Genomic DNA, 14947 nt, shown 5'->3' with positions numbered 1-14947 from the left:
GATCATGCGCAACCCTGAAGACGCCTTGCTCGACAGTTGGCACCATAACGCCCAAGTCTGGATCGACGCCGTACGCAACAGCGCCATCGAGAGCCGTCGCCAGGTCACTGACCAGGCCATCCTGCTGGCCATCCTTGGCCGCCAGCCCGAACGGGTGCTCGACCTGGGCTGCGGTGAGGGCTGGCTGCTGCGCGCGCTGGCCGACCGGGGTATCGAGGCCGTGGGCGTCGACGGCGACAGCACCCTGGTGGATGCAGCGCGAGTTGCGGGCGCGGGTGAGGTGCACCTGGCCAGCTATGCGCAGTTGGCTGAGGCGAAGGTGCCTGTTGGCAAGGACTATGACCTGATCTGCGCCAACTTCGCGCTGTTGCACCAGGACATCATTGAACTGTTGTCGGCCATGCGTACTTTGCTGGTGCCAGGCGGTGCGCTGGTGATCCAGACCCTGCACCCGTGGAGCGTGGCCGGCGGGGATTATCAGGATGGCTGGCGAGAGGAGTCTTTTGCCGGGTTCGCCGGGGATTGGCAACCGATGCCTTGGTATTTCCGCACCCTGGCCAGCTGGCTGAATGCGCTGGACATGGCGGGGTTGAGGCTGGTCAGTCTGCAGGAACCGCAGCATCCGCAGAGCGCGGTGCCGCAGTCGTTGTTGATGGTGGCTGAGCATCACTGAATCGGGCCGCAATAATCCTGTGGAAGCAGGGTTCACCCCACTCCCACAAGACAGACCGGTGCAGGCGACTACAGCACCGGCTTGCGCGCCGCCCCGCTACGGGCCTTGGCCATGGCTGCCAGGCGCACCGCAACGTTGGCAGCGCCGTAACCAGCGTACCCCGCCTTGCGCTGAATGATCTCGAAGAAGAAACGCTCCTCGAACGGCTCGGTATAGACGTGGAACAGCTCGCCACCTTGAGCATCGCGGTCATACAGCACGTTGTAGTACGCCAACTCACTGAGGAACTCGTCGTCGAAATCGAAACGCGCCGCCAGGTCGTCGTAGTAGTTCAGCGGGATTTCCAGCAGCGGTACCCCTGCCAGCTTGGCCCGCGCCACTTCGCGGAAGATGTCGTCACAATCGAAAGCGATGTGATGCACGCCCGAACCACGGTAGCTTGACAGCGCATGGGCGATGGCGGTGTTGCGGTTTTCCGAGATGTTCAGCGGCAGGCGCAAGGTGCCGCACTGGCTGCGCAGGGCGCGGCTCTTGACCAGGCCATACGGGTCGGGCAACACCACTTCGTCGTCGGCGGCGAAGTCGAACAAGCTCTTGTAGAACAGCACCCAGCTGTCCAGCGACTCGGCCGGCAGGGCCAGGGCCATGTGGTCAATGCGGCGCAGGCCGCCGGTAGCGGTTGCGTTGTTGTCCAGGCTGAAGTCGGTGTCGTACAGGGTGTGGCCGGCAGTGCCCTGCTCCACCAGGTACAGCAGGCTGCCATCGGGCGCACGCACCGCCGGCACTTCGCATTCGTTGGGGCCGACCAGGCCGCGGAACGGCTGGCCACGGAAGGCGGTGGCACGCTTCAGGGCCGCTTGCTGGTCCTTGACCCGCAGCGCAGTGGCGCACAGCGATGGGCCATGGGCCTCGAAGAAGTTGTGGCCAAAGGAATACGGTTCAGCGTTCAGCACAATGTTGATATCACCCTGGCGCAGCAGTTGCACTTCTTTGCTGCGGTGCTTGCCGGCTTCGGCAAAGCCCAGGCGCTTCAGCCAGTTGCCCAGGCGCGCGCCGACGGCTTCGTCGACCGCGAACTCCAGGAACTCCACGCCGTCATAAGCGCTGGCTGGCGGCGGGGAGAACAGCACGCCAGGTTCGATCGGCGTGTTTTCCTGCTCCAGGCGCAAGCGGGTCTGCTCTTCGAGGTACAGCAGCGAACGCAAGCCGTCGGCGGCATTCTGCCGGGTCGGTGCGGCGCGGAAGCCATCGTTGAAGATTTCCAGCGACAGCGGGCCACGGTAACCCGTGGCGAGGATCGGCGCCAGGAAACCGGCCATGTCCATTTCGCCCTGCCCTGGGAAGCAGCGAAAGTGGCGGCTCCACTCCAGCACATCCATGGCCAGGATCGGCGCATCGGCCATTTGCACGAAGAAAATCTTGTCGCCGGGGATGTCGCGGATCGCGCTGGGGTCACCTTTGAGCGACAAGGTGTGGAAGCTGTCGAGGATCACCCCGAGTGCCGGGTGGTCGGCCTGGCGCACCAGGTTCCACACTTGCTGGTAAGTGTTGACGTGGCGGCCCCAGGCCAGCGCTTCGTAACCAATGCGCAGACCACGCTTGCCGGCATGTTCGCCCAGCAGGCGCAGGTCGTCGACCAACAGTTGCTCGTCACCCAGGGCATCGGCCTGGACGTTGCTGCACACCAGCACCAAGTCGGTACCCAGCTCCTGCATCAGGTCGAACTTGCGTTCGGCGCGGTCGAGGTTTTTCTGCAGGCGGTCACGGCGGCAGCCTTCAAAGTCGCGGAAAGGCTGGAACAAGGTGATGGCAATGCCCAGGTCGGCGCACATCTGGCGCACCTGGCGCGGGCTGCCAGCGTAATAGAGCAGATCGTTCTCGAAGATCTCGACGCCGTCAAAACCGGCGGCGGCGATGGCTTCGAGCTTTTCCGGCAGAGTGCCGCTCAAGGACACGGTAGCGATCGAACGCTGCATGGCGGGAGTTCCTTGTTGTTGGAGGAATACGGTGCCATTCGGGCAAACAACCCCTGTCACAGTTTATGGCACGATCGATTATTCGCAGGTAAAGTCGTCGCTTCAATCTCTTTGTACGGAATGGTTAGTTTTGCGTTCGATTATCGCACAAAACCCGTTTTAGCGAATTGCTAGACCGCGGGCCCGTGGTCAACATGGACCACAGACGCAGGCACACCGACCGTTGCCTCCTGCCTTGGCATAACCTCTGGCGGAACCTGCGCAAACAACAATAACAACGGAGACAACGATGGCTCACTCCAGCTCGCAAGCAAAGAAAGCGACCGCCAGTGGATGGATAGGCTCGGCACTCGAGTACTACGACTTCTTCATCTACGCCCAGGCCGCTGCGCTGATTTTCCCGCAGATTTTCTTCCCTAACACCGACCCGAAAATGGCCATCATTGCCTCGTTGGCCACCTATGGCGTGGGCTACCTGGCACGCCCGATCGGCGCCTTCGTACTGGGCCACTGGGGTGATACCCGCGGTCGCAAGAACGTCCTGCTGCTGTGCATGTTCCTGATGGGCCTGTCGACCATGGCTGTCGGCCTGCTACCCACCTACCACGACATCGGCTACCTCGCACCGGCCTTGCTGGTGGTGTTGCGCCTGATCCAGGGCTTTGCCGTGGCCGGGGAAATTTCCGGTGCCAGCTCGATGATCATGGAGCACGCGCCGTTTGGCCGAAGAGGCTACTACGCCAGTTTCACCCTGCAAGGTGTGCAAGCGGGCCAGGTCCTGGCGGCGGCGGTATTCCTGCCACTGGCTTACTTCATGCCCAGCGAAGCCTTTACCGAATGGGGCTGGCGCATTCCGTTCCTGATGAGCGCCATCGTGCTGATTGCCGGCTTCATCATCCGTAAGGAAGTGCACGAAACCCCGGCGTTCGTTCAAGAAGAGAAACAGGACAAGGTTGCCAAGTCGCCCATCAGCGAGGCCTTCCGCCACAGCTGGAAGCACATGGTGCTGGTGATGTTCATGGCCCTGATGAACGTGATCCCGGTCGTGGCCACCATCTTCGGTGCGGCCTACGCGGTTCAGCCGGCGTATGGCATCGGCTTCGACAAGAGCGTGTACCTGTGGATTCCGGTGGTCGGCAACATCGTCGCGGTGCTGGTGATCCCGTTCGTGGGCAACCTGTCGGACAAGATCGGCCGTCGCCCGACCATGATCGCCGGCTGCCTGGGCTCTGGCCTGCTGGCCTTCGTCTACCTGTATGCGATCAGCATCCAGAACGTGCCAATGGCGTTCGCCGCCTCGATCGTCATGTGGGGCATGGTCTACCAGGGTTACAACGCGGTGTTCCCAAGCTTCTACCCAGAGCTGTTCCACACCCGCTACCGCGTTACGGCCATGGCCATCGCGCAGAACATCGGCACCATGCTGACCGCCATGCTGCCTGCGCTGTTCGCAATGGTTGCCCCACCCGGCTCGGACAACATTCCGCTGGTAGTCGGTGGGCTGGCTTTCTTCATCACCGGCGTGTGCGCCCTGGCGGCCTACATTGCCCCGGAAACCCACCGCCTGGCGATGGACGACCTGGGCAACCCGGACGCCAAGCCGATGGAAAAGGCAGCCTATGAAGCCAGCCGTAAAGGTAGCTTTCAGGCGGTGAGCCACTGATAGATTGCAGGGGCTGCTTTGCAGCCCCTTCGCGGGCAAGCCCGCTCACACAGGTACCGTACAGGCTTCAGCCCTGATGCGATGCTGTGAGAGCGGGCTTGCCCGCGAAGGCTTCAGCCTTTGATCACGTCCTGCAGACGTGCCCACAGCCGCTGCACATCCTCCCGCTCGGTCGGCAGCGCACCGATCGAAACCCGCACCATCCACCGCCCGTCCAGTGTAGCCGGCGTCACATAAGCATCGCCGGATGCATTCAGCCGCTCGGCCCAGCCCTTGGTATGCGCATCCAGCGCCTCCCCTTCAAGCCCCGCCGGTCGATGGCGAATGCACAAGGTCTGCAGCGGTACTGGCGCCAGCACTTCCCACTCCGCCGCCGCCTCGACCTGCCCCGCCAGCCACTGGGCATTATCCAGGTCACGCCGCAGCCGCGCCTGCAATGCGTCGACACCCTCGCTGCGCAACATGAACCACAGCTTCAACGCACGGAACCGACGGCCCAGCGGTATCCCCCAGTCGCGCAGGTTCTTCACCTCGCCATCCACTGCCGACTGCAGGTAGCTGGGATTGGTGCTCATCACCCGGATCAGGTGCTGCGGATCGCGCACGTAGTAGATCGAGCAATCGAAGGCCACACCCAGCCATTTGTGCGCGTTGACCACCACCGAGTCGGCCAGCTCGATGCCGTTCCACATCCAGCGGCACTCGGGCAGGATCATCGCCGAACCGGCCATGGCCGAGTCAACGTGCAACCACAGCCCATTGGCCTGGGCGATTTCGCCCACCGCGCGCAGCGGGTCGAGGGCAGTGGTCGTCGTGGTGCCGGTGGTGGCAACCACGGCGCACGGCTGGTTGCCGGCAGCCAGGTCCTGTTCGATCGCCGCCTGCAGTGCCTCTGGGCGCAGGGCATAGCGTTCGTCGGTGGGAATCAGGCGGATATTGTCGCGGCCAAAACCTGCCAGCAGTGCAGCCTTGTCCACCGAGCTGTGGGCGTGGGCGCTGACATACACGATCAAAGGCTTGGGCTCGGCCTGCAGGCCACCACGTACCAGGGCGTAGTCAGTGGCGCGTTCACGGGCACTGATCAGCGCCACCAGGGTGCTGGTCGAGGCAGTGTCCTGGATCACCCCACTCCACTGGGCAGACAGGCCAAGCAACTGGCGCAGCCAGTCGAGGGTGGTTTCTTCCAGTTCGCTCAGGGCCGGGCTGGATTGCCATGACAGGCCCAGCACGCCCAGACCAGTACTGAGGAAGTCCCCCAGCACCGAGGACAGGGTGCCATTGGAAGGGAAATAGCCATAGAAATCCGGGTGCTGCCAATGGGACAGGCCGGGCATGACCAGGTTATTGACGTCGTCGAGAATGGCCGCGAAAGGTTCGCCTTGTTGAGGGGCAGTTGCGGGCAAGGCGGCCTTGAGATAGCCAGGTTCGACCTGGGCCATGACCGGGCGTTCGCCCACGGTCTGGCGGTAGTCGGCAATCAGGTCGATCAGTTGGTGGCCGTACTGGCGGAATTGTTCGGGGGTCACGCTAGCTCTCCTGGGGGTTATCCATTGCCTGTGCTGGCCCTTTCGCGGGTAAACCCGCGCCTACAGCCGCGAAGAAACCGCACAATCAACACAATGCCCCAGTCTAGGCACCTATCCCCAGCCGAATAACCCCGCTTCCCGCATAGCTGCTATGGCGAACCCGCATGCCCGCCCTGCACCCCGAACTGCGACTGGCGCCACAACTCGAATACCCGGTTACGCAACCAGCGGTGCTCGGCCGAGGCCTGCAGGCGCTGGTGCCACACGACCCAGTACCGCTGGCTGTGGTCAATGAAGCCCAGTGGCCGCCAGGCCAGGTGATGTAAACGGCACAACTGCCGGGCAATATGCTCGGGGACCGTGGCCACTGCCTGACTGTTGGCAATCACTTGTACCGTGGCGCAGAAAAACGGCACTTCCAGGCTGACCCGCCGCTGCAGGCCTTGTGCACGCAAGTGCCGGTCGATGAAGCTGTCCTTGTCGCCACCGCCCGAAATGCGCACATGCTTGTACGCCAGGTAGTCGGCCTGGCTGAGCGCGGCCTGCGCGGCCAGCGGGTGATCCTGGCGCATCAGGCATACCGCGCGGTCCTCACCCAACAGCCGTCCGTGCAGGTTGGGCGGCGACTCGTCGAACAAGGTGGTCGCCAGGTCGATTTCTCCGCTGGCCAGCAAGGCGTACTGGCCGGCCTGCCAGGTGCGGTACTCCAGCGACACACCTGGCGCTTCGCGCTCCAGCGCCGCCACCAGCAGCGGCAGCATGTGCTCGGCCACATAGTCCGAAGCGGCCAGGCAGAACCGCCGCTCGCAACGCGCCGGGTCGAAGATGGCGGGCTGGCGCAGCGCGTGCAGTTCTTCGAGCACCTGGCGCAAAGGCTCGACCAAGGCTTCGGCGTGTTCGCTAAGCACATAACCACGCCCTTGGCGCACCAGCAACGGATCATCGAAAGCTTCACGCAGGTGGGCCAGCTGCCGGCTCAGGGCCGATTGGCTGACACCCAGGCGCTCGGCCGCGTGGCTGAGGTTTTTAAGCTGCAACAGGTGGTCGAGGGTGCGCAGGTGGGCGAGGCTTAGGGAGGCGAAGGTGGGGTTCATGCAGGCTCCCTGCGGTGGAATTCAAGGGCCCTCTCGCGGGCAAGCCCGCTCTCACAGGGTTCTCACACGGTTCAGCATCGTGAAAAACCTGCGGGAGCGGGCTTGCCCGCGAACAGGCCGCAACGCGGCCCCGACGATTACTCGGTCAGGCCAACATAGACGTTCTGCACGTCATCGTGCTCGTCGATCGCCTCGAGGAACGCTTCGACCTCGGCCAACGCTTCAGCACTCAGGCTGGCCGCGCTTACCGGGTTTTTAGGGGTGTAACCGATTTTCGCCGCAGTCACGGTGAAACCATGCTCTGGCAGGGCCTTCTGCACCGCGTCCAGGTCGGTGGTGTCGGTGATGAACAGGGTCGAGCCCTCTTCTTCACCGTCCTCGAAGTCCTGGGCACCGGCTTCGATCGCGGCCATTTCCGGATCAGCGTCAGCGCTCGCAGGCGTGGCTTCGATCAGGCCTACATGGTTGAAGTCCCACGCTACCGAACCGCTGGCACCCAGCTGGCCCTTGCGGAACAGCACGCGGATCTGCGCGACGGTGCGGTTGATGTTGTCGGTCAGGCACTCGACGATCAGCGGTACCTGGTGCGGTGCGAAACCTTCATAGCTCACCGCATGGTATTGCACGGCATCACCGTCCAGGCCTGCACCCTTGCGGATTGCCCGATCCAGGGTCTCGCGGGTCATCGAAGCCTTCTTGGCTTGCACGATGGCCAGGCGCAGGCGCGGGTTCATGTCGGGATCGGCACCCGACTTGGCCGCGATCTGGATTTCCTTGGACAGCTTGCCCATGATCTTGCCTTTGGCATTGGCCGCTGTTTCTCTATGTTTGGCTTTCCACTGTGCGCCCATGTCGACTCTCTTGTTTCAGCGGCCGGTTCAGGAAGCGACCGGCCAAAAGTGGGTGCATTTTATACGCCCTCGAGCATGGGATCGACAAGAAATCTCATCAGCCTTTATCGGCTTTGCCCGCCGCCGCGGCAAACCGCGCCAACCGCACGTCCAGCCTTCGCGGGCGCACACCACGATCTTCGGCCTGCTCCTTGCGGCGGATGGCATTGCGCACCATCAGCGAGCCCAGGTAGCGGATCGGCTCGGGCGGGAACAGCCCCAGCGGCCCTTTGACCAGCGGCGACCGGGTCCACGGGTTGTCCAGCCCCAGCGCCAGCGACGAAAGAATCTGCCCGCCCATGTGGCACGGGCCAACACCGCTGCCGGAGTAACCAAAGCCGTAGAACACGTTGCCCTGCCCGTCCAACCGACCAAAGAACGGCAGGCCGGTTACCGAGCGATCCGACGGCCCGTTCCAACTGGCCGCCAGTGGCACCTCGGCCAAGGCCGGGAAAAAGCCGCCAAGGCTTTCGCGCAGCAACCGCCGATACGGCGACGGCTGGTCGAACACCGGCAACATGCGCCCGCCATAGGCAAACGTGTTGCCGCCCTTGCCGAGCATCAGCCGGCCATCGGAGGTGTTGTGGTAGTAGTGCACGAAAATACGCGAGTCGAGCACGCTGATGCCGCTGTCCAGGCCGATCTGGCGCAGCAGCTCGGGGCACGGTTCGGTAATGACCATGTCGCTGGAAACGATCGCCACACTGCGCTCGAACTGCGGGAAGACGCGCGCCATCCAGGCATTGAGGCCCAGCACGACACGGTCGGCGCGCAGCGTGCCGTGGGCCGTGCGTACCTGCACCGGGGCGCCGTGTTCCAGGCCGGTCATGGCGGTGCCTTCGTAGAGGCGCACGCCGCGCTGCAAGGCCACCCGGCGCAGGCCGCGCACCAGTTTGCCAGGCTGCACGGTGGCGGCGGACGGCGAGAACCAGCCCTCCAGGTGCCGTGCCGAACCGGCCAGGCGCTGCACCTGCTCCAGCGGCAAGCGGCGGAACGAGTTGATGCCCTTGTGCTCCAACGCGGCGATCACCGCGTCGGTGGCACCGACCTGCGCTGCGTTGGTGGCCGTGTACAGCGTGCCGTCCAGGCGGTAGTCGCAGTCGATGCCATTGGCCGCGCAGAACACACCGATGTCTGCGATGCTGCGCTCCGACTCGCGCACCAGCCGCACCGCCTCCGCCGCCCCGAACAGGCGTTCGAGGGTGAAGTACTTGGCCGACCAGGACAACGCACACCCCCCATTGCGGCCGCTGGCACCGGCACCACAGATGTCGGCCTCGATCAGCACCACATCCAGGGCCGGTACCGCTTCCTTGAGCATCAGTGCCGTCCACAGGCCGGTGTAGCCGCCGCCGACAATGCACACATCGCAACGGGTATCGCCTTGCAGCGGCGGGCATACCGCCTCCTGCGCCGAATCCAGGGCCTGTTGCAGCCAGAAGGGTCTCATTCGCTCGCTTTCCTTTAAGTACGCAGTGGCTTGATTGCCATGCTGGTGTTCGGTGCCACGTCGGTGCATTGCGCGTTTCTGGCCGGGCGGCTGTTCCAGTGCGGCAGCAACACCAGCGCCGAGAACAGCGCACAGCCCGCGAACACGATGAACACCGTGACGCCGTCGAAGTAACCCGGCAGCAGCCCACCCAGCACCGCGCCCACCGAGCCACAGCCGTTGACGAAACCTGCTGCGGTGGCGCCGGCCTTGGCGGTGCCGAAGTCGATGGCTGCAGCGCCGCTGATCATCGAGTCCGGCCCGTACAGGGTCAGGCCCATGACGAACAGCAAGGCCACCACCAGCAGCACGCTGCCGGTGTGCATGGCCGCCATGAACGCCGCCAGTGTCACGGTCAGCAGCACCAGGCTGATCACGCAGGCCGGCATGCGCCGGGCGCCAAACAGTTTGTCGGAGGCCAGGCCGATCATGATCGGGCCAAGCAGCCCGGCCAGTTCGAAAGCAGTCGGGATGATTGCCGCGCCCACTTTGCCCACCGAGGGCATCTGCTCGAAGACGATCACAGGGCCCCACAGCAAGATGGCGTAGCGCGCCGGCTTCAGCAGGAAATACGCCAGGCCCAGGGTCAACACCGTGCGGTTGCGCAAGATTTCCCGCAGGGGTGCCCACACGCTGCACAGGTTGTCGGCCGGGGCCATGCTTTGCGGCTCGGGCTCAACCGCCGGCAAGCCGACGTCCTCGGGTTTGTTGCGCTGCAGGAAGAAGAACAGCACCGCCACCAGCGCCACCACTGCCGCGCTGGAGAAGAACGCCGCATGCCAGGTGCCCACCAGGGTGTAGGCCCACCAGCCCGCGAACGGCGAGGCCACCAGGCCGCCGAAGGCATAGCAGGAACTCCACAGGCCCAGCACCCGCCCGCGCTGCGAAGCCGGGAAGAAGCTGCCGATGTTCTTGCACAAGCCGGCCCAGCCGGTGGATTGCGCCAGGCCCTGTACCAGCATGCAGGTGGCGAAGATCGGGAAGGTTGCGTAACTGCCCATCACCACTGCCGCCGCCGCAGAAATCAGCAACCCGCCCAGCACGACCACGCGCGGGCCGAAGCGGTCGGCAAGCATGCCCCAGGTGAATTGGCCCACGGCATAGGCGGCCAGGTAGATGGCATCCAGGTTGGCCATGGCGGCCTTGTCGAGCATGAAGCCTGGGTCTTCGGCGATGCCTAGTTTGGCCACCGAGAAGGCTTTGCGGGTGAAGTAGAAGGCGGCGTAAGCCAGCCAGGTGATGGCGAAAATCTGGATGCGCCAGCGTTTGAACGCGGCTAGGGATTGATTCATGTAAGTCTGACCTCTTGCTCAAGTGTGCCGGCAGAATGTGAAGAAACGCCTGTCTTGTTCTTGTGTTACGCACAGCGATGACGAAGCTGTCATCGGGTCAGGTGGCGCCGTGTGAGCGCCATGGCCCTGGCGGCATTCGTGGTGCCAGCGTCGGGCTGAAATCCATGGAAACAGTTGCTGTAAGATAAATAAAATCGATTTATCGTATTACACACATAAGCCCAGCTTGTTACTGAGGTCGTCATGTCGGTTTCCCACGCTCAACTCAAGGCTTTCCACGCGGTGGCCGTACACGGCAGCTTTACCCGCGCCGCTGAAAGGCTGTTTCTTACCCAGCCTGCGGTGTCCGATCAGGTGCGCAAACTGGAGGAGCGCTTCGGCGTATTGCTGTTCCACCGCAACAAACGCTCGGTGCAACTCACCGACCTTGGCGAGCGGCTACTGGGCATCAGCCAGCGCCTGTTCGCCTGCGAGGCCGAGGCACAAGAGCTGCTGCACGACTCGCGTGCGCTGCACACCGGCAGCCTGGTGCTGGCAGTGGATGCGCCGGTGCACGTGCTGCCGCAGATCGCCCGCTTCTGCCAGCGTTATCCGGGTATCCAGGTGAAGATCGAAACGGGCAATACCGACGAATCGCTGGCGCGGCTGTTCAGCTATCAGGCCGACCTGGCCCTGCTGGGGCGGGATGTCGACGATGAGCGCCTGCATTGCCTGCCGCTGCGTCGTGACCCGATGGTGGCGTTCGTTTCCCACCACCACCCATGGGCCAGCCGTGGCTCGATCAGCCTGGCCGACCTGGACGACACGCCACTGGTGCTGCGCGAGCCCGGCTCGGTAACGCGGCAAACGCTGGAAGAAGAGATGCAACGTGCCGGCCTGCGGATACGCGCAGCGATCCAGGTGGAGGGCCGGGAAGCGGCGCGTGAAGCGGTGGTGGTAGGGATTGGTGTGGGTGTGGTGTCGGCGGCGGAGTTCGGTGCCGATGCGCGGGTGTGTGCGTTGCCGATTGTCGATTGCCAGCGGCATTTGACCGAGACCCTGGTGTGCCTGAGCGAGCAGCGTACACGCCGGGTGGTGGCGACTTTCCTGCAGATGGTCGAGGAAGGGGTGTAGGCCTGTGCTGGCCCCTTCGCGGGCTCGCCCGCTCCCACAGATCCTACGCAGCATCCGGAACCTGTGGTGATGCTGCGGGAGCGGGCGAGACCGCGAAGGGCCAGATCAGGCCACCCAACTATGCTGGGATAACCTCTATCCGTGGGCACCCCACCCATGCTCTACCGCCTTGCCGCCGACACCCTGGTGCTGCTGCACCTGGCCTTCATCCTGCTGGTGCTGTTCGGCGGGCTGCTGGTGCTGCGCTGGCGCCCTGCCCTGTTGCTGCACTTGCCGGCCCTGGCCTGGGGCCTGGCGGTGGAGTGCCTTCACCTGGGCTGCCCGCTGACCACCTGGGAAAACCGCATGCGCAATGCCGCCGGTGACGCCGGTTACCAGGGCAGCTTCGTCGAGCACTACGTCTGGCCACTGATCTACCCCGCCGGCCTGACCCCGCAGATCCAGCTGCTGCTGGGCAGCCTCGTGCTGGCGCTGAACCTCGGCATCTACAGCTACGTGGCCTGGCGCTGGCGCCGCCCTAGCGGGTAGCGATCACGAACAACCGCGGGAAGGGCAACAGGACCTTGCCATCAGAGGCCGGCGGATAATCGCGCTGCATGGCCTGAAGGTACATCTGCAGGAAGTCGGCCTGCTCCTGCTCATCAAGCCTGGCCAGATAAGGCCGCAACGCCGAGCCCTTGAACCATTCCACTACCGCTTCGGCGCCCCCCATCAACGGGTGATGATAGGTGGTGCGCCACACATCCACCCGTGCGCACAGCGGGCTGAGCAAGTCGTAGTAGAACGCCGCGTTGTGACGTGGCGGCAGCTGCAAGTCGGCGAATTTCGCCGCCCAGGGGCCTTGGCTTGCGATCTCGCGCAACTGCCGGTGGGCCGGCTCGTCGAGGTTGTCCGGGGTCTGCACGGCCAGGCTGGCGCCTTCGCTGAGCTGGCGCACCAGGTGCGGATACAGCAAGGCGTGGTCAGGTACCCATTGCAGCGAGGCATTGGCCAGGATCAGGTCCTGCGGCTCGGGGGCAGCCCAGCCGGCAATGTCGGCAATGACCGTGCGCACACGCGGGATGCACAGCCGCTTGCGCTCACGGGCCTTGTCGATCATGTCCGGGTCGCTGTCCAGCGCCGTCACCTGGGCATCGGGGTAACGTTGCAGCAGCACTTCGGTCGAGTTACCGGGGCCGCACCCCAGGTCGGTGGCGTGGCGCACCGGCCGTGGCGGGATGGCGGCAATCAGGTCGCGTACGGCGCGTGTGCGTTCGTCTTCGAACAGGGAATACTGGTTGGCGGACCAGGCCATGTGCGGCTCCTTTGGGCGGACAATGTGCCTAGCATATGCCATCTGTCGCCCGGCGGGACGGTTGCGAACGGATTACCCCGGAACTGATCACCTCTGCTTGAAGTCAGTCCTTCCATGCGCACGCCCTTGAAGACCTACATCGCCCTCGCCATCCTGGCCCTGATCGCTGCGGCCGCCCTGCTCGGTTCACCGTGGATGAACCAGCGTTTCCACATGCCTGCAGAAAAAGCCCAGGCCCAACAACGCGAAACGGCCGGGTCCCCAAGGGAGCCGGCCGTTTCCAGACGCGAGTGACGCTTAGTGCTGTTTGCTGCCAGAGCGGATCTGGTGCACCACACCCATCGCCACCACGACCGCCGCAGCGATACCGGTGGAAATGACCAGAATCTGGTAGTCAGGCATGAAGGCCATGGTGACCAGGGCAGCCACGATGAACGCGATCACCAGGTAGGTCAGCCACGGGAACAGCCACATCTTCAGGCGTACTTCCTTGCCCTCGGCAATCAGCTTGCGGCGCATGCGCAGCTGCGAGAAGGCGATGACCAGGTACACCAGCAGGGCGATCATGCCGGTGGTGTTCATCAGGGTGTCCAGCACGTCTTTCGGGCGCAGGGTCTCGCTGAAGTTGATCAATGCACACACCACGGCCACGGCGCACGAGCCCATGATCGCGTACACCGGTACACCGGTACCGGCGCGGGTGATCTTGAAGAACGACGGCGCATCGCCACGCTGGGCCAGGGAGAACAGCATGCGCGAAGCGGTGTAGTGGCCCGAGATCAGGCAGCTGCTCACCGAAGTCAACACCACGAAGTTCATCAGCAGCTCGGCATACGGCACGCCCAGCAGTTCCAGGGTACGGCGATAGGCGCCATAGCCAGAAACACCCAGGTGCGGGTCGTTCCACGGTACCAGGCAGACGATCAGGAAGATCGAGCCGACGTAGAACAGGCACACACGCCAGACCACCGAGTTGGTCGCCTTGACGATCTGCGCAGCCGGGTCTTTGGCTTCGGAAGCGGCGATGGTGACGATTTCGGCGCCGAGGAAGGCGAACATCACCCCGAGCAAGGCACCGATCACAGTGGTGATGCCATTGGGCATGAAGCCTTCGGCGGTGAGGTGGCTGATGCCGCGCACTTCACCGAACTGCCAGATGTTCATCACGGCAGCGGTACACACGATCAGGAAGCAGACGATCGCAATCACCTTGATCAAGGCGAACCAGAACTCGAACTCACCGTAGTGCTTGACGTTGAAGAAGTTGACGGTGATCAGCAACAGGGTCGTGGCCAGCACGAACACGTTGACGCTGACGTCGGGGAAGAAGCCATGCAGGATCTTGCCCGCCACATAGGCTTCCCAGGCCATGAGAATGACCCAGTACCACCAGTACAGCCAGCCGATGGTGAAACCGGCCCAACGGCCAATGGCGCGGTCGGCGTAGGTTGAGAACGAGCCGGTGTCAGGCGAGGAAGTCGCCATTTCACCCAGCATGCGCATGATCAGCACCACCAGGATGCCGCCTGCCAGGTAGGCCAGGACAGCGGCTGGGCCGGCACTGTGGATCACGCTGCCGGAACCGACGAACAAGGCGCCGCCAATAACCCCGGCGATCGACATCATCGTCAGGTGGCGCGACTTCAGCGAGGCACTGAGCTTGCTCTCGTGCCCGCTTTTCGCGGTGGTGGTTGTGGATGTTGCGTCCATCAGTTGTGTACCCCGTGCTTCTTTTTATCCAAGGAAAACTGTGAAACCCCGATGGCTGGCGATTTCACCTGTACATCAGTGCTAATGCGGGCAGGATGGTGTGAATTACACACGCAGGCCTTCCATGGCGGCCTGCTGACGCGCCCCAGGGCGACTGCCTGAGGCGAACTGAACATGCTTTATGTGGCGATATCCGACACCTAATGTAAAAATGTCCGACGCAGAGA

At 63.7% G+C, this 14947-nt stretch carries 13 protein-coding genes; 5 read left to right on the top strand and 8 right to left on the bottom strand.

All coding sequences use genetic code 11. From position 1 onward, the window contains the following. Positions 1 to 4: 4 nt before the first annotated feature. Positions 5 to 673: a class I SAM-dependent methyltransferase gene (locus V7787_RS10310; RefSeq protein WP_064490788.1), complete on the top strand. Its 669-nt coding sequence runs from the start codon at positions 5 to 7 to the stop codon at positions 671 to 673. A 68-nt stretch (positions 674 to 741) separates the two neighbouring features. On the opposite strand, the gene quiC is transcribed toward V7787_RS10310, so the two are convergent. After that, complete coding sequence (gene quiC, locus V7787_RS10305) at positions 742 to 2649, bottom strand: 3-dehydroshikimate dehydratase QuiC (RefSeq protein ID WP_003250790.1); 1908 nt, start codon at positions 2647 to 2649, stop codon at positions 742 to 744. A gap of 289 nt (positions 2650 to 2938) precedes the next feature. On the opposite strand from quiC, the gene V7787_RS10300 reads away from it, so the two are divergent. Next, complete coding sequence (locus V7787_RS10300) at positions 2939 to 4312, top strand: MFS transporter (protein WP_014860854.1); 1374 nt, start codon at positions 2939 to 2941, stop codon at positions 4310 to 4312. A gap of 113 nt (positions 4313 to 4425) precedes the next feature. Here the strand turns inward: V7787_RS10300 and V7787_RS10295 are convergent, their stop codons facing one another. The 5 genes from V7787_RS10295 to V7787_RS10275 form a co-directional block, all read right to left on the bottom strand. Then, a complete protein-coding gene (locus tag V7787_RS10295) occupies positions 4426 to 5838 on the bottom strand; it encodes a DOPA decarboxylase (protein WP_064490789.1) in 1413 nt (470 codons plus the stop codon). Between the two features lie 149 nt (positions 5839 to 5987). Continuing rightward, entirely contained in the window at positions 5988 to 6932 is a 945-nt protein-coding gene (locus tag V7787_RS10290) for a LysR family transcriptional regulator (RefSeq protein ID WP_014860856.1), read from the bottom strand. A gap of 137 nt (positions 6933 to 7069) precedes the next feature. Next, positions 7070 to 7783 (bottom strand): YebC/PmpR family DNA-binding transcriptional regulator, encoded by a 714-nt coding sequence (locus V7787_RS10285; RefSeq protein ID WP_003250781.1) that lies wholly within the window; start codon positions 7781 to 7783, stop codon positions 7070 to 7072. Positions 7784 to 7880: 97 nt separating this feature from the next. Next, entirely contained in the window at positions 7881 to 9272 is a 1392-nt protein-coding gene (locus V7787_RS10280; RefSeq protein WP_336087826.1) for an FAD-dependent oxidoreductase, read from the bottom strand. A 14-nt stretch (positions 9273 to 9286) separates the two neighbouring features. Continuing rightward, positions 9287 to 10603, bottom strand: a complete 1317-nt coding sequence (locus V7787_RS10275; RefSeq protein WP_336087824.1) for an MFS transporter — start codon at positions 10601 to 10603, stop codon at positions 9287 to 9289. Positions 10604 to 10846: 243 nt separating this feature from the next. Between V7787_RS10275 and V7787_RS10270 the strand changes: the two genes are divergently transcribed. After that, positions 10847 to 11716 (top strand): LysR substrate-binding domain-containing protein, encoded by an 870-nt coding sequence (locus V7787_RS10270; protein WP_003250776.1) that lies wholly within the window; start codon positions 10847 to 10849, stop codon positions 11714 to 11716. Between the two features lie 156 nt (positions 11717 to 11872). Beyond that, complete coding sequence (locus V7787_RS10265) at positions 11873 to 12244, top strand: DUF2784 domain-containing protein (RefSeq protein WP_319901665.1); 372 nt, start codon at positions 11873 to 11875, stop codon at positions 12242 to 12244. Here V7787_RS10265 and tam read toward each other — a convergent pair. Further along, positions 12234 to 13010, bottom strand: a complete 777-nt coding sequence (gene tam / locus V7787_RS10260) for a trans-aconitate 2-methyltransferase (protein ID WP_003250773.1) — start codon at positions 13008 to 13010, stop codon at positions 12234 to 12236. The two genes, V7787_RS10265 and tam, sit on opposite strands and share 11 nt — an antisense overlap. A 114-nt stretch (positions 13011 to 13124) precedes the next feature. On the opposite strand from tam, the gene V7787_RS10255 reads away from it, so the two are divergent. Further along, the gene (locus V7787_RS10255) at positions 13125 to 13304 is read left to right on the top strand and encodes a hypothetical protein (RefSeq protein WP_003250772.1); all 180 of its coding nucleotides are present in this window, start codon (positions 13125 to 13127) and stop codon (positions 13302 to 13304) included. Positions 13305 to 13307: 3 nt separating this feature from the next. Here the strand turns inward: V7787_RS10255 and V7787_RS10250 are convergent, their stop codons facing one another. Further along, positions 13308 to 14720 (bottom strand): amino acid permease, encoded by a 1413-nt coding sequence (locus V7787_RS10250; protein ID WP_004575400.1) that lies wholly within the window; start codon positions 14718 to 14720, stop codon positions 13308 to 13310. Positions 14721 to 14947: the final 227 nt, after the last annotated feature.

It is taken from the genome of Pseudomonas sp. CGJS7, from assembly GCF_036961695.1.
Note: the sequence above shows the minus strand (reverse complement) of the source record. Positions and strands in the feature narration are given on the sequence as shown.